Genomic DNA, 21,127 nt, shown 5'->3' with positions numbered 1-21,127 from the left:
CCGGCATCGCTGGCGAAGCGGTGGGTGAGGTGAGGGCCGGCGGAGCGCCGACGGGTAATGGTGAAGGCGCCCGCTTCATCAAGCGTGAGCGTGAACGCGCGGGGACGTATCAGGACAGAGACCGGCTGGCCGTCCTCAAATCCATCGGCATCGACAGGACCGAAGGGTGTCTCGGCCTGGCCGCCCGTAACGCGCGCCTCGATGATCTCGACATCCCCGAGCAGTTTCGCCGCCGTGGCGCTCACCGGGCTCATCCAGACCTCATCCGGTGACCCGGTCTGGATCACGCGGCCGCCATCCATCAGGGCCAGCTGGTCGGCGACGGCCATGGCCTCTTCGGCGTCATGGGTGACGATGAGGGCGGTGGTTCCGGCCGCGCGCAATGTGTCGACCGTGCGTTCGCGCAGCTCGCCGCGGAGGCGCCGGTCGAGGCCGGAGAAGGGTTCGTCCAGCAACACGACAGTCGGCTCCGGCGCCAGCGCCCGGGCGAGGGCGACGCGCTGCTGCTCGCCGCCGGAGAGCTCGTGCGGATAGGCCTTGGCCCGGTGGCCCAGTTCCGCCGCGTCGAGCTGGGCCTGGGCGCGGGCAGTCTTGTCCGGACCGGTGAGCCCGAAGGCGACATTGGCCAGCGCCGTCATGTGCGGGAAGAGGGCATAGTCCTGGAAGACCATGCCGACCCGGCGCGCTTCCGGCGGGATATGGGTGGTGGTGTCATTCCAGCACGTGTCGCCAAGGCAGATCGAACCCGCCTCCAGACGCTCCAGTCCGGCGATGGCGCGCAGGAGGGTGGATTTGCCGCTGCCCGAGGGGCCGAGGAGCGCCGTGATGCGCCCGGCGTGCAGATCGAGATCAGCACCGGCCAGGGCGGCGTGGTCGGCCCTGTAGCGACGCTCTGCGCCGCGAATGCTCAACACTGTGCGTGTGTCCGCCATGCGGCGTCCCCCGGGGCGTTCTGGCTAGCGATCCTGTCTGGATAGGTAGCGGGCCACGAAGATCATGGGAAGCAGGGCGACCAGCGGAATGAGGAGTGAGGGCAGGGCCGCTTCGCCCAGACGCTCATCGCTGGCGAAGTTGTGGGCGATAATGGCCAGCGTGTCATAGTTGAACGGGCGCAGGATCATTGTTGCCGGCAATTCCTTGAGCACTTCGACAAAGACCAGGAGTCCGGCCGAGGTCACCCCGGCGACGATCAGTGGCCAGTGAATATGCCAGACGCGCTGGCCGCGGCTCGCCCCCAGTGTGCGGGCGGCGCCGTCCAGCGAGGGGGTGACGCGCGTCAGCGCGGTTTCGGCCGGGCTGATGGCGGCGGCGGCAAAACGCGAGAGATAGGCAAAGACCAGCGCGGCTCCCGTGCCGGTCAGCAGGATGGGGAAGACCTCCCCGGTGATGGCGCGCCAGGCCGGGTCTAGCAGGGATTGGGTGCCGGAAAGAATGGCGATCACGCCAACCGCGGCGACAGCGCCGGGGACGGCATAGCCCAGACCGGCCGCCCGGGCGGCCAGGGTCGCGATCGCCGTGCGGCTGCGCAGGGCATAGGCGGTGGCCAGGCCGAGCGCGGCGGCGATCAGCGCGGTGATCGCGGCCAGGGTCAGGGAGTGCCAGCTGGCCGCGGCGAGGCCCGGCGCGGTCTCGGTATGGGCAGCCAGCCAGACCAGGCGGCCGAGCGGGATCACCATGCCCAGGGCCAGGGGCAGCAGGCAGGCTGTCAGGGCGCCGAGCGCCGGCAGCCCGCTGAGACGGATGCGCGGCGAGGGCTTGTGACGGCCGGCGGCATTGACGCTGCGCGCGCGGCGACGCTGGGCCCGTTCCAGGCCGAAGACCAGCATGGCGATGAAAACGAGCACGAGGGAGAGGCGGGCGGCATCGACCAGCGATCCAGCCCCGCTCCAGGCGCGGATCAGGCCGATCGACAGGGTCGGCGCACCGAGATGCGAGACCGTGCCGTAATCGGCCAGGCTTTCCATCACCACCAGTGCCAGGCCGGCGGCAATTGCCGGGCGGGCCATGGGCAGGGAGGTGCGCCAGAAGGCGGTCAACGGGCCGGCCCCAAGTGTGCGGGCGGCGTTATAGGCGTCTGCGGACTGGCTGGAAAACGTATTGCGGGCCAGAAGGTAGACATAGGGGTAGAGGACGAGGGCAAACATCAGCCCTGCGCCCCAGCTGCCGCGAATGGTCGGGAAGAGACCGCCGGTCGCCGCGTGCAGCGGTCCGCCAGCGGTACTGAGATCGAGCCAGGCATAGGCGGCGACATAGGCCGGTACGGCGAGGGGCAGGATCAGGATCCAGCCCAGTGTGCGGCGACCGGCAAAGTCGGTCCGGGCCATCAGCCAGCCGAGTCCGGTACCGATCAGCCCGGCGCCGCCGGCGGCGATCAGCCCAACCAGCGCCGAGGTGGCGAGATAGGTGGGCAGGCGTGTGCCGGCGAGATGGCGCAGATAATCACCGGTCTCGCCGGACAGGCCGATCCAGATCACAGCCAGGATCGGAGCCGCGCACAGGGTCGCGGCGAGGATGGCCAGGCTGGTGGCGCGCCCGGGCAGGATCCGGCCCGGGCGCGTGAAGGCAGTCGCCGGGCGCACGCCTACTGCCAGCCGACCCGGTCAAAGATGCGCTGGGCCGTCTCATTGTGATCGCCCAGATCGGAGACATTCAGATCGTCTTCCACGAAGGGCAGCATCGCCGCGAGGGTCGGGTTTTCCCAGCTGACATCGGTGCGGACCGGGATTTCATTGGTCATCTCGGCAAAGGCGCGCTGGGCTGTGTCGGAGAAGAAATACGCGATCAGGGCGCGGGCATTGTCCGTGTTCGGCGCGTTCACGGCGATGCCGGCACCGGACACGTTTACATGGGCGCCGGTCGTGTCCTGATTGGGGAAGAAGAGCGTCACCTGGGCCGCGGCAGCCTGGGCGGCCGGGTCGTCGGAATTGACCATCATCGCGTAGTAGTAATGGTTGGTGATGGCGACATCGCACTCGCCGGCAGCAATCCCGTTGATCTGGGTGCGGTCACCGCCTTGCGGGTCGCGCGCCATGTTGTCGACAATGGCCTGGGCCCAGGCCTGCGCTCCCTCTTCGCCGAGATGGGCGACCAGGGACGCCAGCAGGGACTGGTTATAGGCATTGCCGCTGCCACGGACACAGATGCGGCCCTGCCATTGCGGATCGGCGAGGTCCTCATAGGTCGTGATTTCGCCGGGCTGGACGCGTGTGTTCGACCAGGCAATCACGCGGGAGCGCTTGGCGAAGCTGACCCAATAGCCTTCCGGGTCAACCAGATTGGCCGGGACCGAGCCGGTCAGGTCGGAGAAATCGGTCTGCGCGAACAGGCCGGCCTGTTCAGCGCGGTGCAGGCGAGCGGCGTCGACCGTGATGATGACATCGGCCGGGCTGCGCTCGCCATCGGCGCGCACGCGCTCGATCAGCTGGTCGCCATTGGCCGAGACGAGATTGACCTCGATACCGGTCTCTTCGGTGAAGGCAGCATAAATCGCGGCGTCGCTGGAATAGTGGCGGGCGCTGTAGACATTGACGACTTGCGCGGTCTCGCTGACCTCATCGGCCGGCTGGGAACAGGCTGCGACAGCGAGGCTGGCAGCAAATGCGAGGAGTTTCACCGATTTCATGGCTCACCTGTTAAGACTGACTTGCAACACCTCTCCCATTTCTGAGAATGTTTCGCAAGAAGTCCGTGCAGGAATGGGCTGCGCCATGGCGCCGCAGGCAGGTGCGCGCGGTGCGGGGCAGGGGGATTCGCGAGGAATCAATGCGCATGCCCGCGGGCTTCATCGGTCAGCTGGGGCGGGGAAGTCTGGAAATGGTGGGCGATACTGGGATTGAACCAGTGACCCCCTCGGTGTGAACGAGGTGCTCTCCCGCTGAGCTAATCGCCCGGGTGTTTCCGGAAAGCGACCGTATAAGCAGGCACTTCGGACGGGTCAACTACGCGAGGAAGTTGAAGTGCAGATGACACTTGCGGCGCGTGCGACAACTTGCCACACCATCATACTCTCGTCATATGCGCCTGCTCCCTATATCAGCCTCCACCAAGCTGGAATTCGGCCGCAGTGGCCGGTCCCGTCAATCACCCGATTGGACGCAATTCCCGGCCGAGGAGAGCTTCGGTCGAGCAGGAGGTTTTGTTCATGAGTAATGATCTGTGCACGCCCGACGGTGCGCGTCGTCTGAAAGCCCGCATTGAAGCCTATTGGGCCGAGCGTGGCTATGATGTCTCCGTTGACCTCGTGGAAGCCGGCTTCATGCCCGCCATGCGGTCTGCCCGCACGGATGTGCGCTCCAACCTCGTCAACGGCATGCCGACCCGCGCTGCCAATGACGCTGGTCGCGAGCGTCGCACGGCCTGATTTCAGGCCCTCGCCCGCCACAGTTCGGCGAGCGCCAGCGGTACATCGCTGAATGAATGAATGACCCGGTCGGCTCCCAAGGAGTCGGCCGGTCTTTCACTATAGCCATAACTCATCACAATGCTGGGCAGGCCCGCCGCGGCCGCCGAGGCGACATCCGGTTCGCTGTCCCCGACCAGGGCGGCACGCGCATAACCGCCGCCGAGTGACTCCAGCAAATGATCCGGCGCCGGCTTCTTGGCCGTTGTGCGATCCGGCCCGATGATCCGGTCGAAATATCCCGCCAGACCCGTCTCCGCCATCAGGGCGTCCGACAGGACGGAGGGCTTGTTGGTGCAGACAGACAAGCGGCTGCCGCGCGTGCGCAACCAGTCCAGCGTCGCTTCCACACCGTCGAAAACCTGACTGTCGGCACAAATGTCGGCGGCATAGATCTCGATGAAGTCGGCGACCGCCGCATCGGCACCCTCAAGCGTGCGGCCCTGGCTGTCATGGGCCCGTTCGAGCAGGGCGCGCGCCCCGCGCCCGACCATGGCGCGCACCGCGTGCAATTCCACCGCTTCGAGGCCACGCGGCACAATCACCGCATTGAGAGCGCGCAGCAGGTCCGGTGCCGTGTCGACCAGCGTGCCGTCGAGGTCAAAGGCTATCGCGGCGCCGTCAAACAGGGCGGCATCATCAAGGTCGGGCATGATTTCAGGCCTTTGAGCGTTGAAAGCAGGAGAAGCTAGGTTACGCACGCCGGAGCGATAGGCTATAGCGCCTGACAGGTCGAAACCGACGAATCCCGGAACAAGGAAGTCGCCATGTCCCGAACCCGCGCCGCCATCATCCTCGCTGCCGGCCAAGGCACACGGATGAAGTCCAAGACGGTGAAAGTGCTTCACCCGGTCGGGGGACGCCCCATGCTGGACTGGGCTGTGGCCCTGGCCGGCGAGTGTGGTGCCGGTGATATCGTCACCGTCTATGGCGCGCATTCACCGGCGGTGAAGGGTGCGGCTGAAGCGCTGGGGACACGAACTGCGCTGCAGGACCCGCCCAGGGGCACTGGCCACGCGGTGCAGGCCGCCCGTGAGGCGCTGGCCGATCTCGGCGGCGACGCCATTGTCCTTTATGCCGACACGCCCCTGATCACCGCGGCCACGGTGAGCCGTGTCTTCGCGGCGCTTGAAGCCGGCGCGTCAGTGGCCGTGCTCGGTTTCGAGCCGGCGGACCCGGCCGCCTATGGACGTCTGATCACGAATGAGGCCGGTGATCTGGACCGGATTGTCGAGTTCAAGGACGCCAATGAGGCCGAGCGTGCCGTCGGCTTGGTCAATTCCGGCGTGCTGGCGGCGCCGGCCGAGCTTCTCTTCGATCTGCTGGGCGAGGTCACCAATGACAATGCCAATGGCGAATACTACCTGACCGATGTGGTCGGCCTGGCCCGTGATCGCGGCCTGAGAGCGGCCGTCGTCATCGCCGATGGTGATGAGGTGCTCGGGGTGAATTCGCGGGCCGACCTTGCGGCCGCCGAGGCTGCTTTCCAGGCGCGCATGCGCACGCAGATGATGGCGGACGGGGTGACCCTTGTCGCGCCGGAAACGGTCTTCTTCGCGCATGACACGCAGATTGCCCGCGATGTCGTCATCGAGCCCAATGTCGTCTTCGGCCCCGGTGTGGTGATCGAGGAGGATGCGGTCATCCACGCGCACTCCCATATCGAGGGGGCGCATGTGGGCCGTGGCGCCCATGCCGGACCTTTCGCCCGCCTGCGTCCCGGAGCCGAGCTGGGAGCCGGCTCCAGGGTCGGGAATTTCGTCGAGATCAAGAAATCGCAGCTCGCCGAGGGCGCAAAAGTCTCTCACCTTACCTATATCGGCGATGCGTCGATTGGCGCGAACGCGAATATCGGGGCCGGGACCATCACCTGCAATTACGACGGATATGACAAGCATCGTACGGTGATCGGCGCCAATGCCTTCATCGGGTCGAATACCTGTCTCGTCGCGCCCGTCAGCGTCGGTGAGGGCGCTTTCACGGCGACCGGAACCATTGTCACCAGTGATGTGCCCGCGGACGCGCTGTGCCTGGCGCGGACCCCGCAATCCCACAAGTCCGGCTGGGCGGCGCGCTTCCATGCCGCCAAACAGGCCCGGAAATCCAGAAAGGACAGCCAGAAATGAGTGTGACGGACCGCCTGAGCGACAAAAGCCTGTTTCGCACCGAAAGCTTCATCGATGGCCAGTGGGTCAGGGGCGAGGGCGGAAATGATGTCCTCAACCCGGCCAATAACGACATCATCGCGACGATCGGTGATGTCGGTGAGGCCGGCGCCCGCCAGGCCGTGGCCGCAGCGACCCGCGCCTTCGAGAGCTGGAAGAAACGCTCGGCCTTTGAACGCGCCGCACTCCTGATGAAGTGGCATCAGCTGGTCATGGAGAACGCTCAGGACCTGGCCGTTCTGATCACGCTGGAAATGGGCAAGGTCAACAAGGAAGCCCAGGGTGAGGTCGTTTATGGCGCGTCCTTCATCGAATGGTCTGCCGAGGAAGCCAAGCGCGTGCACGGTGAAACGCTGTCGACACCATTCCCGGGGTCTCGTGGCTGGACCATCCGTCAGCCGATCGGCGTGGTCGGTTGCATCACGCCGTGGAATTTCCCGAACGCCATGATCACCCGAAAATGTGCGCCGGCCCTGGCCGCGGGCTGTACCATGGTGATCAAGCCGGCACCGGAAACCCCGCTCTCGGCCCTGGCGCTGGCAGAGCTGGCCAAGCGGGCCGGCATTCCCGACGGCGTGTTCAATGTTGTCTGTGGTGACGCCCCGGCGATTGGCGGCGTGCTGACCGGTTCGGACGATGTCCGCATGATCGGCTTCACCGGCTCGACCGCCGTCGGCAAGCTGCTGATGAAACAGGCCGCCTCGACCGTGAAGCGCGTCGCCCTCGAACTGGGCGGCAATGCGCCTTTCATCGTCATGGATGACGCTGATATCGAGACGGCTGCAGACGGCGTGATCGCCTCGAAATTCCGGGTTTCCGGTCAAACCTGTGTCTCGGCCAACCGCATCATCGCCCAGCCTGCCATCGCCGACAAACTGGTCGCGGCGCTGGAAGCCCGCATTTCCAGGCTCAAGGCCGGTGACGGTTTCGCAGCGGGTACGGATGTTGGCCCGCTCATCCACATGGAAGCGGTGAGCCGTGTCGACAAGCTGGTTGTCCAGGCCCGCGAAGCCGGTGCCCGCATCGTGACCGGCGGCAAGCCGCTGATCGATGAGCTCGGAGGCTCCTTTTACGCGCCGACCCTGATCGATGGCGGTGACCCGTCCATGGATGTGTCCTGTTCGGAGATATTCGGGCCGGTCGCCTCGGTCTATCGGGCGGAGAGCGAAGCCGACATCATCAGGCTCGCCAATGACACGCCCTTTGGCCTGGCCGCCTATATCTACACCAACGACATCGGCCGCGTGCATCGCCTGACCGAAGGCATTGAGTACGGCATGATCGGCGTCAATGCGCCGATGGTCGGTGCGGCCTCGACGCCCTTTGGCGGGGTCAAGGAAAGCGGAATCGGACGCGAAGGCGGCAAGTGGGGTGTCGAGGAGTTCACCGAACTCAAATACGTCCTCCTCGGCGGCGTCGACCAATGAGTGCCGAACGCCAGAAGACGCGGGCCGCCGCCGCCGCGCTCGCCTATGTCGAGAACGGCATGACGCTGGGGCTCGGATCGGGGTCGACGGCGGAGATTTTCCTGCGCCTGCTCGGCGAGAAGGTGAAGGACGGGCTCACGGTGCGGGGTGTTCCGACCTCGCAGCGCACCGCCGAAGTTGCGACCGAAAACGGTGTTCCGCTGATCGATGTTGATCATGTCGATCACATCGCGATCACGATTGACGGTGCCGATGAGGTCGATGGCCGTTTCCAGCTGATCAAGGGCGGCGGGGCCTGCCTGCTGCGCGAGAAGATCATTGCCCATGCCTCCGATCTGATGATCGTCATGGTCGACGAGACCAAGCTGGTCTCGACACTGGGCAAATTCGCATTACCGATTGAGGTTGACCGTTTCGGCTTCTCGCTGACGGCGGGCCATGTCTATGACGCCTTGCGCAAGGCCGGCGTGGCGGCGCCGGACGTGCAGTTGCGCCGCAAGGGCGACGGGCTGGAGCCGCTGGTCACCGATGGTGGCCATTACATTCTTGACGCGTCCTGCGAAGCGATCCCGGATGCCCGGCTCGCCGATCAGGCTTTGAAAGCCATTCCGGGCATGGTCGAGCACGGCCTGTTCATTGATCTGGCCCGTGTGGTCATCGTCGGAGAAGACGGTGACGCACGGGTCATGGAATTGTAACACGCTGCACTATTCAACGAAGGTAACAGCATGACCCAGTACGACTACGATCTATTCGTCATTGGCGCCGGTTCCGGCGGCGTACGTGCAGCGCGTATGGCCAAGCAGTACGGGGCTGCCCGTGTTGCCGTTGCCGAGGAGTATCGGGTCGGCGGGACCTGCGTGATCCGGGGCTGCGTGCCCAAGAAGCTGCTGGTCTATGCCAGCGAGTTCGCCAAGACCTTCAAACTGGCCGAGAGCTATGGCTGGTCGGTCGGCGAGACGGCGTTCAGCTGGGAAAAGCTGATCAATGCCAAGGATGCCGAGATTGATCGGCTATCCGGTATCTACATGCGCAATCTCAACAATTCCGGTGTCGAGATCATCGAGGACCGGGCCGTGTTCGAGGGTGCGCACACGATCCGGCTGGTGAAGTCCGGCAAAACCATCACCGCCGACAAGATCCTGATCGCGGTTGGCGGCACGCCCTATGTGCCGGAGATCGAGGGCGCCGAGCTGGGCATTTCCTCGAATGAGGCTTTCCATCTGGAAGACTTGCCGAAGCATGTCGTCATCGCGGGCGGTGGCTATATCGCCTGTGAGTTCGCGCAGATCTTTGCCGGGATGGGGGCAGATGTCTGTCAGGTCTATCGCGGCGATACCGTGCTGCGCGGCTTTGATGATGATGTGCGCAGTCATGTCCATGAAGAGCTTGTGCGCTCGGGCGTGCGTGTGGTCACGCATTCCGTGTTCGAACGCATCGAAGCGCTCGACGATGGCCGCAAGCGTGTCCATCTCGATACCGGCCAACATATCGATACCGATGTCGTCATGTATGCCATCGGCCGCAATCCGCACGTCGATGGGCTTGGTCTCGACAAGGCCGGCGTGGCGCTCGACCCCAGGGGAGCGGTCAAGGTCGACGCCTTCTCGCAGACCACGGCGGACAATGTCTATGCCGTGGGCGATGTCACCAACCGGGTCAATCTGACCCCGGTGGCCATCCGCGAGGGTGCGGCCTTTGCAGCGACGGTGTTCGACGGCAAGCCGACCGCTTATGACCACGAAGACATTGCGTCAGCCGTGTTTACACAGCCCCCTGTTGGGTCTGTCGGTCTCTCGGAGGCTGATGCGCGCAAAAAATTTGCACAGGTTGATGTTTACAAGACGTCGTTCCGTCCTATGAAATTGTCGCTCACGTCCGAAGCCTCGCGGATGTTGATGAAACTCGTCGTCGACGGGGAGACAGAGCGGGTGCTGGGTGTGCATATTGTCGGGCCGGATGCGCCTGAAATGATCCAGCTGGCCGGGATCGCCGTGAAGGCGGGCCTGACCAAGGATCAGTATGATGCGGCTTGTGCCGTGCATCCGACCAGTGCGGAAGAGTTGGTGACCATGAAAGAAAAATGGACACCACCGGAGTTGAAAGCAGCAGAGTAAAATGACCTGGTCTCCCCAATCCTGGCGCGCCAAGCCCGTCAGCCAGATGCCGAACTACAAGGACACGGCCAAGCTGGAGGCCGTCATCGACGAGCTTTCCGCTCGTCCCGCTCTCGTCTTTGCCGGTGAGGCGCGGCGCCTGCGCCGGCAATTGGCGGATGTGAGTTCCGGCAATGCCTTCCTCCTGCAGGGCGGTGACTGTGCGGAGAGCTTCAAGGAGTTCTCCACCGAAGGCGTGCGCGATACATTCCGCGTGCTGCTGCAAATGGCAGTGGTGATGACCTTTGCCGCGTCCAAGCCGATCGTGAAGGTCGGCCGGATTGCGGGTCAGTTTGCCAAGCCGCGCTCCTCGGACACCGAGACCATCGATGGGGTGACCCTTCCGAGCTATCGCGGTGACAGCGTCAATGGTTCAGAGTTCACACTCGAGGCCCGCGAGCCGGACCCGCAGCGCCTGATCCGCTCCTATGACCAGTCGGCGTCAACGCTGAACCTGCTGCGGGCCTTCGCCTCCGGCGGTTATGCGGACCTGCACAATGTTCACCAATGGACACAGGACTTCGTGAGCGGCAGTCCGGCGGCCGAGCGTTATGCCGAGACCGCTACCCGCATCTCCGAAGCCCTGGCCTTCATGAAGGCCTGCGGCATCGGTCGGGACAGTGCGCCGTCCCTCGAGGCGGTCGACTTCTTTACCAGCCATGAGGCCCTGCACCTGCCCTTCGAGGAGGCGCTGACGCGGCGCGATCCGAATACCGGTCAATGGTACGCCACCTCGGCACACATGATCTGGACCGGGGAACGGACCCGTCAGCTCGACGGCGCGCATGTGGAATATGCCCGCGGCATCTCCAATCCGGTCGGCGTGAAATGCGGTCCGACCATGCAGCCGGACGATCTCCTGCCGCTGATCGACGCGCTCAATCCGGACAATGAGGCCGGGCGTCTGGTGCTGATCGTGCGCATGGGCGCGGACAATGTCCGCAAGAATCTCCCGGCGCTGGCCGCTGCGGTCACCAAGGCCGGCCGCAAGGTGGTCTGGTCGTCTGACCCGATGCACGGCAATACGCACAAGACCGGCAATGGCTACAAGACCCGCGACTTTGATCGCATCCTGCTGGAGCTCGAAGGCTTCATGGATGTGCTCTATGCCGAGGGGGCCTATCCGGGTGGTGTGCATTTCGAGATGACCGGCCGCGATGTCACCGAATGCGTCGGAGGCGCCAAGACCGTCACCGAGGCTGATCTGGCGGCGCGCTATCACACCCATTGCGATCCGCGTCTCAATGCCGACCAGGCGCTCGACATGGCCTTCCGTATCGCCGAGAGCCTCAAGCGTGTGCGGAACAATAACTCGGCCGTCGACGCGGCCTGAGCCGGGCTACACGTTCAAGTCCAGCCATCGGGCAAAGAAAAACGCCGTCCGGAGAGATCCGGACGGCGTTTGACGTAATCAGAACCCGTTGGACTGATTAGATGTCCTTGAGGGCAGCCGCCGGACGGAAAGCCGCCGCGGTGCGCGCCTTGGACATCATCGTTTCGCCGGTGCGCGGGTTGCGCACTTCACGCGCTTCACGGTGCTTGGCGTAGAAGGTGCCGAAGCCAGCGATCTGGACACTGTCATTGCCTTTCACCGAGCCGACGATGGCTTCGATGGCGGCATCAACAGCTTCGCCCGCTTGTGCGCGGGACAGGCCGGTCTTTTCAGAGACAGACTTGGCGAGATCAGACTTGTTCATAGGGTTCCCCCCAGTTGTTCGCGGTCCGGCAAGTACGGTCATCGTATCCGTCCGGCTATCGCGTGTTCGTTGACGGTCCATCAAGGCCAAGAACCGCCCGGGATTGCAAGGCGCAACAGGCGAATCCGAGCCAAATCGCTGTATTTTCCCGGTCAAAACACGGTTTTTCGCAGCTCGGCCCCCAAATTGCGTCCCATACGCAGCATGTATCACGGTGAACCGACTCGAAACGCACAACCCACGAATCGCCCGATTCGCATGCTCCCGTTCGCACTTGCAGCAGGTTTGGGCGCTTTTTTGCTCGCCCATCTCGCAGGTGCGGAAGGTTCCCTGGCCGCATTCTTGGTCGCGATTGCCGCGGGCTGGACTTTGGGGCGCCTGACCCGGCGCTGACTGCAGGCTGGTTGTGTTTTGCGCCAAGATGGGGAAGGCTGCTCCCAGTCTAAAGGGAGTCGTGATCGGGGTGGGCAACCGAATCCTCATTGTCGATGACGATGCCGTCAATCGCGAGATTTTTCGCTGGTCGCTTGAGGGCCTTTGCGAAATCGACGAGCTGACCAGCGGCGTCGGCGCGGCGGCGCGGATTGCGGAGGTCGACTATGATCTGGTTTTACTGGACGTGATGATGCCGATCGTCGACGGGGTCGAGGTCGTGGAAGACGTCAACCGTTTGCGGGCCGATCTCCTGCCACGCATTCTGGTCGTCACGGCCGCCATGAACCAGCGCCTGCTGGAACAGCTATCCGTTTTCCCGCTGGCCGGTGTGATTGAGCGTCCGTATGATCCGGAGCAAATCAGCGAAATTTGCGCCCCCTTCTTCACCAGGCAGTAGGGGGCCGGCCGACATCCATGCGCCAGACCGAAACCACCGAGCAGCGCCTCCGGCGATATAATGCGGAACTGGACCGACTGATGCAGGTCGGCCGTCAGACCGGTGACGACCTGGTGACCTTCATGCAGGTCGCCGTTCAGTCCCTGACCGGCATGCTTCAGGTCGAGCGGGCCAGTATATGGCTGCTGCGGGAGGATGGGGCGGCCTTGAACTGCGCGTGCCTGCATGAAGCGCCCGATGACCGGCTGTCTGGCGAGGGGGCGCTGAACGCGCACGATTTTCCGTCCTACTTTGACGCCTTCAAGACAGCGCGGGTGATCGCGGCGGATGATGCCCGCACTGATCCGAGGACCTGTGAGTTCGCGGTCGGCTATCTCGATGTGCTGGACATTCATTCGATGCTGGACGCGCAAATCCGGGACCTGAGTGGTCTGCGTGGCGTGGTCTGTTGCGAGAAAACAGGCGGGCAACGAATCTGGCACGAGGAAGACGTCGCATTCGCCGGCGCCGTGGCCGAGTATATCGGCCTGGCGATGGAGCTGTCCGAGCGGCAGCGCAATGCTGACCGCTTGCGCGAGTCGAATGAGAAACTGCGCGAAGCGGTCCTGCAGGCGGAGCAGGCCAGGGCGACGGCCGAATTGGCCAATCGGTCAAAGACCGAATTTCTCGCCAACACGTCCCATGAATTGAGAACGCCGTTGAATGGCATTCTGGGGGGCGTGACGATCCTGCGACTGGGCGTGGGGCCGAAGGAGACCGAGGAGTGGCTGGATACAATTGATCGGTCCGGCCGGTCCCTGCTGCACACTGTGAACGCTATTCTCGACGCCGCCGCCCTGCAGGACGGGACCTTGTCGGTTGAGATGACCCGGTTCGACATTGCGCGGGCCGCTGCCGAGGCCATCAATGTGGGCGGGCCGGCGAATTTTCGTGACGGAATTTCCGTGGACGTCAGCGGTGATGGCGCGGTGGATGTGGTCGCCGATTACTCCAAGACCGTGCAGGTATTGGCCAGTCTCGTCGAGAATGCCTTCAAATTCGCGGGCGAGGCGCCGAGGGTCAGTGTCGGTCCGGGCTCGGACGGGCAGGTCATGGTCTGTGTCGAGGACGACGGGCCCGGTCTGCCACTCGGCAGTGAAACCACGGTTTTCGAGCGGTTCAGTCAGGCCGATGGCAGCACGACCCGGACCCATGGGGGCACCGGCCTCGGATTGGCGGTCGCGCGGGAATTGGCCGAGTTGATGGGCGGGGTGCTGGGATACCGCCAGGCCGATGGTGGCGGGGCCTGTTTCTGGCTCGAACTGCCCGGTGGAGCGGACGAGGGCATGTCGGTCAGCTGACGGGCGGAACCTCGGACAAGGCCCAGACAATACTGATCAGCAAAGTCGTGATCCGGGCCATCATCGACAGGCCGAGGACGACCAGTGCGAGGGCAAGTGTCTTGCCGATCGTGCCCGGCCAGCCATCGGCGAACCCGGCCCTGATGACCGGTCCGGCGATCAGGACGAAAACACCCATATTGAGCACCATTCCCCATTGCAGGATGCCGGGCCAGACGACCGAGAGCATGAGAACGAGTGTGCTCGACACAGAGCTGGCAGTCACCGGCACGAAATAGCACTGGGTGGCTTTGAGAAAGCCCGCGCCCTTGCGCATCGCGGTCAGGGCAAACACGCCGGGCAGCATCAAGAGGGCTTCTATCGGGACGTAGAGCAGGGCGGCCATGGTCGAGATCGCGTCGCGGACCGCATCAATGTCTCGTCTGCCCTCACGCAGGGCATCAGCGAAGCCCGCTCCGTCACCGGAGGCCCGCCATATGATCTCGCCCCAACCGCCCCAGATCAGGGACAGGACGAACATCCAGGTCAGCACGCCGAACCAGACGCGCATGGTGGGCGTGTAACTGTGCCGGTCGCCGGCCAGGAAGGCACGGCAAACAGCGGCGGGGCGCAGGAAGATGTCGCGCAAGGTGCGCAGGCTTCGAAAGTTGAAGCTCAACACCTCGTCGAGCACGTCCTCGAGGACGCGGCGTTTTTCGGGGGTCTCGTCCTGCGCCCCCTCCGTCATCAGATCTTGACCAGCATCTTGCCGGTATTCTGACCCGTGAAGAGGCCCGAGAAAGCCGCCGGGGCGGTCTCGATACCGTCCATGACCGTCTCGGCCGGCTTGATTTTTCCCGCCGCCATCCAGGCACCGAGATCCGTCACGAAGTCGCCGAACATGTCGGCATGATCGGACACGATGAAGCCGCGAATTGTCAGCGACTTGCCGACGATCTGGGTGAGGTTGTCGGGCAGGGTCGCCGCGCTGGTGTCATTATAGCGCTGGATCATGCCGCAGGCGGCCATGCGCCCCTTTGAGCGCAGCGAGTTCAGAGCCGCGGTGAAATGCGTGCCGCCGACATTCTCGAAATAGCCGTCGACCCCCTTGGGAGCGACTTCGGCGATCGCGGCTGTCAGATCGTCTGTGGCCTTGTAGTCGACGACATGGTCGGCGCCGAGCGATTTGACGAAGGCGCATTTCTCCGGACCACCGGCCGTGGCGATCACATTGGCGCCCATCGCCTTGGCGAACTGGATGCCGGAGGTGCCGACTGCGCCGGCGCCGCCGGACATCCACAGGGTCTCACCGGGCTGGAGGTCGATCATGCGCTTGATGCCGACATAGGCGGTCAGGCCGGGCATGCCGGCAATGCCGAGAAAGGCCTGCGGCGGCAGCTGGCTGGTATCGATCCGGGTCAGCGCCTCGCCGGGGGCGACATAGCCCTCGCGCCAGCCGAACATGGATGACACGTGGTCGCCCGGCTTCAGGCCGTCGAAATTGCTCTCGACAACCTCACCGACAGCGCCACCTTCCATCACCTTGCCCAGTTCGAAGGGGGCGATATAGGTGCGGATTCCGCTCATGCGGCCGCGCATATAGGGGTCAACCGAGATGAAGAGATTGCGGACGAGGACTTCGCCCGGGCCTGGCGCGGGGAGCTCCGTCTCCACGACGTCATAATATTTCGGATCCGGTGCGCCCTTCAAATAGGCGTTCAAATGGATTTCACGCGATTTCATCAACCAACTCCCGTTTCTTTCTTATGGTGAGGATTGTTCGGCAGACGGCCCTGACGCCGAAAGTGTCATGAGGTCGAGGCCGAATGAGTTTCCCAGCACCCAGTCAACCGTGAGGAGGGTGCCGATTATCGTGATCAACATGGTGATCGGGAATACGGCGACAAGCCCGGCAAGTCGCAAGACGAGAGCCGTGACCGACCGGCCATAGAAATGGGCCAGAAGGATACCCGCATAGACGAAGAAGATGACCGCGCCGATTGCCATGCTGATCATCATGCCGGAGCCGCCGAGTGTATGCATCGGGATCAGCGCGATCATGACAATGAAGCTGACATTGCTGACGGCCAGATAGAGTTGCAAATGGCCCCAGAGTGGAATCGACGGCCGGTAGAGTTTGAGCGCGAGCAGGTAGGGCAGGGAAGACAGCGCAGCCAGCGGCCACAGGGTCAGGGATTGTACCGCTTTCAACTCACTCTCGACCCTCTCCAGGGTGAGGGGGGTGTCGAAGCTCATGCGCGAGGATGCCAGCCAGACGTCGAAATCGATGTCGACGCCAGCCGTCATCGTCTCAATCGTGGCGGTGGCCGGGGTGCCGAATATTGCGGCCGCCACAAACTGGAAGGAGAAAAGCGCGATATAGACCCGGATCGGGGACAGGTAGCGCGAATAATCGTGCTCGATCGCGGCGGTGGCGACAGCGACCGGGCTGAGAAAATAGTCCCGCATCGTCCGGAAAATGCGCGCGTCGACATCGAAAGCAGCGATGGAGATGGAATCGAGCGGCGTATCGCCGGTCCGGCCTTTCGGTTCACCCTGATTGTCTTGCGTATCCGTCAAGCGTATTCCCCCGTGTCTGCGCCATCCTAGGCCCGGTCTGTGCGGGTGCAAGGCGTGATTGTGCGTCCGGGCGACAGCGGATCGCAGCGACTGCCCTGCAATTGCCCGAAACAAGTGGTGATGCATGCCGTGCTTGATCGTGACGGCGGCGACGCTATTCACGGCGCCATAAAACGAGGTGAGTTCATGACATCCAATTCTCGCATCCTGCGGACCGGCATTGTCGGTGCCGGCGTGTTCGGCGGCTTTCACGCGTCGAAATACGCCGCACATGAGCGGGTCGAGCTGGTGGGTGTCTACGAGCCGGATCTCGAGCGTGCCCGCGCGCTGGCCGAGAAGCACGGGGCCCAGGGATTCGACAATTTCGCCGACTTCCTCGACCAGGTCGACGCCATCACCGTGGCGAGCCCGGCCGTGCACCATTTCGAGGCCGCCGCGACCGCACTCGCGATGGGCAAGCATGTCCTGGTGGAAAAGCCGATCGCCTCATCGGTCGAGGAGGCGCGTGAATTGATCACGCTGGCCTCCAAATATGGGTGTGTCCTGCAGGTCGGTCACCAGGAGCGTTTCGTGTTCAACGCGATGGGCCTGTTTGCGGTCGACGCGACGCCGATAAAGGTCACTGCCAGCCGGATGGGCCCGCCTTCAGATCGGTGCCTGGATGTCTCGGTCACGCTGGATCTGATGGTCCATGACCTCGACCTCGTCATCGCCTTGTCCGGCGGCGCGGTGAAGACGGTGAAGGGTCTGGTCGATGAAGGCCGTTACGGGCATCCGGATGTCGCCAAGGCTCATCTGGTCTTCGACAATGGCTGTACGGCTGATCTGATCGCCAGTCGTGTGCATCATGAACGGGACCGCAAGATGCGGGTCGAATATGAGACCGGCGTTCTGGAGATCGACTTCGTCGCCAAGACATTCGAAAACTCCACGCCCTACGACCTCAATCCCGACTTTGCCGACGACCCCAGCGCCAGGGATTCCCTGGGCGCGAACGTCAATGCCTTCATCGCCTCGGTGCTCGATGGTGCGCCCGTCGTGGTGCCGGGAATTGCCGGCTTGCGGGCGCTGGACGCGGCGCGGGCAGTCGATGGTGCGCGCACCTACGGCAGCTGACCGGGTCGGTATGACGGGCCCGTTCCGGGCGCGTCACCACTTGCGGTCGCTCGCGGCGCGGTCTAAGTCGCGCGCATGACCGATCGTATCCTGCTCGTTACCGCCCAGCTCAACCCGGTCGTCGGGGATATCGCGGGCAATCTGGCCAAGGCCCGTGCGGCCCATGCCGAGGCGCGTACGCGCGGCGGCGATATGGTTGTCTTCCCGGAAATGTTCCTGATGGGCTATCCGCCCGAGGATCTGGTGCTCAAACCCTCGGCGGTGGAAGCCTGCCGTGCGGCACTGGATGACCTGGCCGCCATCACGCGCGGCGGGCCGGCCATCCTCATCGGTCTGCCCTGGCGCCAGAACAAGCGTCTGCACAATGCTGTCGCCTTGCTTGATGAGGGGCAGCTCGTGGCGCTGCGCTTCAAGCATGAATTGCCCAATTACGCAGTCTTCGACGAGAAGCGTGTTTTCGCGCCGGGCCCGGTGCCGGAGATCGTCAAGTGGCGCGGTATCAAGCTCGGCCTGCCGATCTGCGAGGATTTGTGGCTGGGAACTGTCCCGGAGGCGCTGATCGCGCAAGGGGCGGAGATGATCATCACGCTCAATGGCTCGCCCTGGCGGCGGACGATCGAGCGCGAACGCAAACAGGCTTTCTCCAGCTGGTACGACAAGTGGGACAGTCCCAAGGCGATGATTTTCGTCAACCAGGTGGGGGGGCAGGACGAGCTTGTCTTTGACGGAGCCTCCTTCTCGCGTGACAGCGAGGGGCGTGAGGTCCAGCGCCTGCCCGCCTTCGAGGAATGCATCGACGCGGTCGAATGGCTGAAGACCGACAAGGGCTGGTTTGGCGCCGGTGGTCAGGTGGTTTCGGTAAAGTCCGGCCTTGAGGCTGACTGGAAAGCCATGACCCTCGCCTTGCGCGATTACATCGAAAAGAACGGGTTTCCGGGCGTCGTACTCGGCATGTCCGGCGGTATCGACAGCGCCATTTCGGCCGCGATCGCCGTCGACGCATTGGGGGCCGACAAGGTCTGGGCGGTAATGATGCCGTCGAAATATACCAGCCGGGAAAGCTTCGAGGACGCCAAGGCCTGTGCCGAGGCGCTGGGCATTCGCTATGACATCATTGATGTCGAGCCGACGATTGCCTCCTTCAACGCTATCCTCTCGACGCCCTTCAAGGGGACGAAGCCGGACACGACCGAGGAAAACCTGCAATCGCGGGCCCGCGGCGTGGTGCTGATGGCGTTGTCCAACAAATTCGGCCCGATGGTGCTCTCGACCGGCAACAAGTCGGAAATGGCCGTTGGCTATGCGACCCTCTATGGCGACATGAATGGCGGCTATAACGCTCTCAAGGACATCTACAAGACGGAAGTCTTCGAGCTGGCCTGGTGGCGCAATTCGGCCAATCACCAGGTCGGTCTCGGCCCGGTCGGCCAGGTCATTCCCGAGCGCATCATCACCAAGCCGCCTTCGGCCGAACTGGCCGAGGACCAGAAGGACCAGGACAGCCTGCCGCCCTATGATGTACTCGACGCCATTCTCTACGGCCTGATCGAGGAAGAGCGCTCGGTCCGCGAACTGGTCGCCGACGGTCATGCCGAGGCCGAGGTCAAGCGCATCGAGAACCTGCTCTACCGCGCCGAATACAAACGCCGACAGGCCCCGCCCGGCGTCAAGATCGGTCCCAAGAATTTCGGACGGGATCGGCGCTATCCGATCACCAATCGCTTCCGGAACTAAGCCTGGGACAGATCGGACGGGGTGAGACGCGCCAGCACCTCCTGGCGCTTGCGTGATCCATTTTTCCCGGGCGCAGACCCGGGACCCACAGATGCTTCCGGCAAGCGATGAGTCTCACGTTGGTCCCGGATCGCGCTGACGCGCGTCCGGGAAAAGTGTTCTGCGGAACTGCGCCCAAAGCGCCGCTCCACCACCTGCGTCACCCCGCCACATTTTTGTAATCCGTTGTTTCTGTCAGAACAGAAATAACGGAATGGAGGTGGACATGACGGTTTTGGCGCAGCTTCCCGGAAGCGAGTGCAATCCGGCCCTGCAGTTTGTGGATGCCGAGACTGTCACGACCCGCTCCGCACCGTGTCACCCGGTGACCGCCTGGCTTGCCGGGTGCGCCGCGGCAGCCTTGACCGCCTACTGGGCAATTGGGCTGGTCAGTCTGGCGGGGGGTGAAACGGCGCCGGGCGACTTCGTGCGAACCCTGATAAGGGCGCTGCCCGGCGCAGCAGGTTACGCCCTCCTGGTCGCGTTCCTGACGAGTATTCCCATGCCGCTTCTGGTCTTTGTTGAACGCGCCGCCGGGTGGCGCCGCGGCATCTCGGACCTTTTGGCAGGTGCCGCGATGGGCGCCCTCTATGCGCAGCTTTTCGGTTGGCCGCTGCTGGACGGGCCGCGCGGCGTCGCCATCACAGCCTTCGCGGCTTTCAGCGGCGGTGTCGGCGGTCTGGCCTACTGGCTGGCTGCTGGGAGACCCGGTCATGAACTGACCATCAACCGGCCCGGTCAGGGCCACCCCGTCGCCCAGCTGAGGGCGGATTGAGCGCCACAAATGACGGGCGCGGTGAAAGGGAGATGATAATGGGCAGGTCGAACAAGATTCTGGGGAAAGCGCCCGTGCGGGCGTTCGGTTCCTGGGTGCTGGCCAGCTATGTGTCCGGCGTCCTGATCTCGATGGGTTTCGGTGCATACATGCTGCTGGCTGAATCGGCGAACGCAGAGGCAGGCCTTCTCGCGATCACCATGTCACCGCTCTATGGCTTGTTTGTGGGTGTTTTCGTCATCGCATTGACGGCGTTGCCGATGCTTGTTCTGACCAGCCTCGTACGGCGACTTGGCTTGAGGCGTCCGCGAGCGGACCTTTGCGCCGGCGCGCTCATGGGGGCGGGCCTCGTCCAGATGTTCGGTCTTCCGATCATCTGGGGCGCCAATGGCACGCCTCCTTGGCTGGCGGGCCTCGCTCTGACAGCCAGCTTCGCGGCCGCCGGCGCGATCAGCGGCTGGGTCTATTGGCGGGTCGCCGGTCGTCCGGGGCGTATTGAGGATCCGGCCGGCGAGGCGTTGAATGCGCATGTCTTCGACTAGCGAGCCCGCCCCCATCCGCACCCCCCGCTTGCCCCGATGCCCTGACAGCGCTAAGCCCTGCGCCTCAAACTCAGTGAGGCTCCACGTCGATGACCAAAGTCCGTTTTGCGCCCAGCCCGACCGGCAAGCTTCATGTCGGCAATGTCCGCACCGCGATCTTCAACTATCTGTTCGCGCGCAAGGCCGGTGGCACCTTTGTGCTGCGTATCGACGATACCGATGTGGAACGCTCCACCCAGGCCTTCGAGGACGGCATTCGCGCCGACCTGACCTGGCTGGGCATTTCCTGGGACGAGACCTTCAAGCAGTCCGACCGCTTCGACCGCTATGCGGCCGCCGCCGAGAC

21 protein-coding genes and 1 tRNA gene are annotated in these 21,127 nt (G+C 63.9%); 13 read left to right on the top strand and 9 right to left on the bottom strand.

Annotated features, from left to right (window positions below; all coding sequences use genetic code 11):
* The 4 genes from QZ266_RS13335 to QZ266_RS13320 form a co-directional block, all read right to left on the bottom strand.
* Window positions 1-932, bottom strand: a 932-nt coding sequence (locus tag QZ266_RS13335) for an ABC transporter ATP-binding protein (RefSeq protein ID WP_295695959.1), incomplete at its 3' end; no start/stop codon positions are given.
* 24 nt (window positions 933-956) lie between these two features.
* Complete coding sequence (locus QZ266_RS13330) at window positions 957-2,579, bottom strand: iron ABC transporter permease (RefSeq protein WP_295695957.1); 1,623 nt, start codon at window positions 2,577-2,579, stop codon at window positions 957-959.
* A gap of 2 nt (window positions 2,580-2,581) precedes the next feature.
* Window positions 2,582-3,622 (bottom strand): extracellular solute-binding protein, encoded by a 1,041-nt coding sequence (locus tag QZ266_RS13325; protein WP_295695955.1) that lies wholly within the window; start codon window positions 3,620-3,622, stop codon window positions 2,582-2,584.
* 192 nt (window positions 3,623-3,814) lie between these two features.
* Window positions 3,815-3,889 (bottom strand) — tRNA-Val (locus QZ266_RS13320).
* Between the two features lie 252 nt (window positions 3,890-4,141).
* On the opposite strand from QZ266_RS13320, the gene QZ266_RS13315 reads away from it, so the two are divergent.
* The gene (locus QZ266_RS13315) at window positions 4,142-4,360 is read left to right on the top strand and encodes a phosphoglycolate phosphatase (RefSeq protein ID WP_295695953.1); all 219 of its coding nucleotides are present in this window, start codon (window positions 4,142-4,144) and stop codon (window positions 4,358-4,360) included.
* Window positions 4,361-4,362: 2 nt separating this feature from the next.
* On the opposite strand, the gene QZ266_RS13310 is transcribed toward QZ266_RS13315, so the two are convergent.
* On the bottom strand, window positions 4,363-5,052 hold the full coding sequence (locus QZ266_RS13310) for an HAD hydrolase-like protein (RefSeq protein WP_295695951.1): 690 nt from the start codon (window positions 5,050-5,052) through the stop codon (window positions 4,363-4,365).
* Between the two features lie 114 nt (window positions 5,053-5,166).
* On the opposite strand from QZ266_RS13310, the gene glmU reads away from it, so the two are divergent.
* Genes glmU through QZ266_RS13285 form a run of 5 tightly spaced genes read left to right on the top strand, consistent with a single transcriptional unit; the run spans window position 5,167 to window position 11,480 of the window.
* On the top strand, window positions 5,167-6,525 hold the full coding sequence (gene glmU, locus QZ266_RS13305; protein ID WP_295695949.1) for a bifunctional UDP-N-acetylglucosamine diphosphorylase/glucosamine-1-phosphate N-acetyltransferase GlmU: 1,359 nt from the start codon (window positions 5,167-5,169) through the stop codon (window positions 6,523-6,525).
* The gene (locus QZ266_RS13300; RefSeq protein ID WP_295695947.1) at window positions 6,522-7,991 is read left to right on the top strand and encodes an NAD-dependent succinate-semialdehyde dehydrogenase; all 1,470 of its coding nucleotides are present in this window, start codon (window positions 6,522-6,524) and stop codon (window positions 7,989-7,991) included. Before glmU ends, QZ266_RS13300 begins: the two co-directional genes overlap by 4 nt.
* On the top strand, window positions 7,988-8,689 hold the full coding sequence (rpiA, locus tag QZ266_RS13295; RefSeq protein WP_295695945.1) for a ribose-5-phosphate isomerase RpiA: 702 nt from the start codon (window positions 7,988-7,990) through the stop codon (window positions 8,687-8,689). The genes QZ266_RS13300 and rpiA overlap by 4 nt, the downstream gene beginning before the upstream one ends.
* 30 nt (window positions 8,690-8,719) lie before the next feature.
* Window positions 8,720-10,108 carry a glutathione-disulfide reductase gene (gene gor, locus QZ266_RS13290; protein WP_295695943.1) on the top strand — a complete coding sequence of 463 codons (1,389 nt, stop codon included), beginning with the start codon at window positions 8,720-8,722 and terminating at the stop codon, window positions 10,106-10,108.
* A 1-nt stretch (window position 10,109) separates the two neighbouring features.
* Window positions 10,110-11,480 (top strand): class II 3-deoxy-7-phosphoheptulonate synthase, encoded by a 1,371-nt coding sequence (locus QZ266_RS13285; RefSeq protein WP_295695941.1) that lies wholly within the window; start codon window positions 10,110-10,112, stop codon window positions 11,478-11,480.
* 97 nt (window positions 11,481-11,577) lie between these two features.
* Here QZ266_RS13285 and QZ266_RS13280 read toward each other — a convergent pair whose 3' ends face one another.
* Window positions 11,578-11,844: an HU family DNA-binding protein gene (locus QZ266_RS13280; protein ID WP_295695939.1), complete on the bottom strand. Its 267-nt coding sequence runs from the start codon at window positions 11,842-11,844 to the stop codon at window positions 11,578-11,580.
* A 463-nt stretch (window positions 11,845-12,307) separates the two neighbouring features.
* On the opposite strand from QZ266_RS13280, the gene QZ266_RS13275 reads away from it, so the two are divergent.
* Both QZ266_RS13275 and QZ266_RS13270 read left to right on the top strand, forming a co-directional pair.
* Window positions 12,308-12,676 (top strand): response regulator, encoded by a 369-nt coding sequence (locus tag QZ266_RS13275; RefSeq protein ID WP_295695937.1) that lies wholly within the window; start codon window positions 12,308-12,310, stop codon window positions 12,674-12,676.
* A 17-nt stretch (window positions 12,677-12,693) separates the two neighbouring features.
* The gene (locus QZ266_RS13270; RefSeq protein ID WP_295695935.1) at window positions 12,694-14,016 is read left to right on the top strand and encodes a GAF domain-containing hybrid sensor histidine kinase/response regulator; all 1,323 of its coding nucleotides are present in this window, start codon (window positions 12,694-12,696) and stop codon (window positions 14,014-14,016) included.
* On the opposite strand, the gene QZ266_RS13265 is transcribed toward QZ266_RS13270, so the two are convergent.
* From QZ266_RS13265 to QZ266_RS13255, 3 genes are read right to left on the bottom strand one after another with little or no spacing between them, the layout of a single operon-like run.
* Window positions 14,009-14,743 carry a DUF3667 domain-containing protein gene (locus tag QZ266_RS13265; protein ID WP_295695933.1) on the bottom strand — a complete coding sequence of 245 codons (735 nt, stop codon included), beginning with the start codon at window positions 14,741-14,743 and terminating at the stop codon, window positions 14,009-14,011. The two genes, QZ266_RS13270 and QZ266_RS13265, sit on opposite strands and share 8 nt — an antisense overlap.
* Window positions 14,743-15,738 (bottom strand): NADP-dependent oxidoreductase, encoded by a 996-nt coding sequence (locus QZ266_RS13260; protein WP_295695931.1) that lies wholly within the window; start codon window positions 15,736-15,738, stop codon window positions 14,743-14,745. The genes QZ266_RS13265 and QZ266_RS13260 overlap by 1 nt, the downstream gene beginning before the upstream one ends.
* Window positions 15,739-15,759: 21 nt before the next feature.
* Window positions 15,760-16,575 carry a DUF3667 domain-containing protein gene (locus tag QZ266_RS13255; RefSeq protein WP_295695929.1) on the bottom strand — a complete coding sequence of 272 codons (816 nt, stop codon included), beginning with the start codon at window positions 16,573-16,575 and terminating at the stop codon, window positions 15,760-15,762.
* Window positions 16,576-16,761: 186 nt separating this feature from the next.
* Between QZ266_RS13255 and QZ266_RS13250 the strand changes: the two genes are divergently transcribed.
* The 5 genes from QZ266_RS13250 to QZ266_RS13230 form a co-directional block, all read left to right on the top strand.
* The gene (locus QZ266_RS13250; protein WP_295695927.1) at window positions 16,762-17,691 is read left to right on the top strand and encodes a Gfo/Idh/MocA family oxidoreductase; all 930 of its coding nucleotides are present in this window, start codon (window positions 16,762-16,764) and stop codon (window positions 17,689-17,691) included.
* 75 nt (window positions 17,692-17,766) lie between these two features.
* Window positions 17,767-19,425, top strand: a complete 1,659-nt coding sequence (locus QZ266_RS13245) for an NAD+ synthase (protein WP_295695925.1) — start codon at window positions 17,767-17,769, stop codon at window positions 19,423-19,425.
* Between the two features lie 265 nt (window positions 19,426-19,690).
* Window positions 19,691-20,239, top strand: coding sequence for a hypothetical protein (locus tag QZ266_RS13240; protein WP_295695923.1), 549 nt, complete (start codon window positions 19,691-19,693; stop codon window positions 20,237-20,239).
* Between the two features lie 38 nt (window positions 20,240-20,277).
* Complete coding sequence (locus tag QZ266_RS13235) at window positions 20,278-20,781, top strand: hypothetical protein (RefSeq protein ID WP_295695921.1); 504 nt, start codon at window positions 20,278-20,280, stop codon at window positions 20,779-20,781.
* Window positions 20,782-20,870: 89 nt separating this feature from the next.
* The coding region (locus QZ266_RS13230; RefSeq protein WP_295695918.1) for a glutamate--tRNA ligase family protein at window positions 20,871-21,127 on the top strand (257 nt) is incomplete at its 3' end.

Origin of the sequence: uncultured Maricaulis sp. (genome assembly GCF_905480005.1) — a bacterium.
In the GTDB taxonomy this organism is placed as follows: domain Bacteria; phylum Pseudomonadota; class Alphaproteobacteria; order Caulobacterales; family Maricaulaceae; genus Maricaulis.
This window is presented reverse-complemented; position numbering and strand designations above follow the sequence as displayed.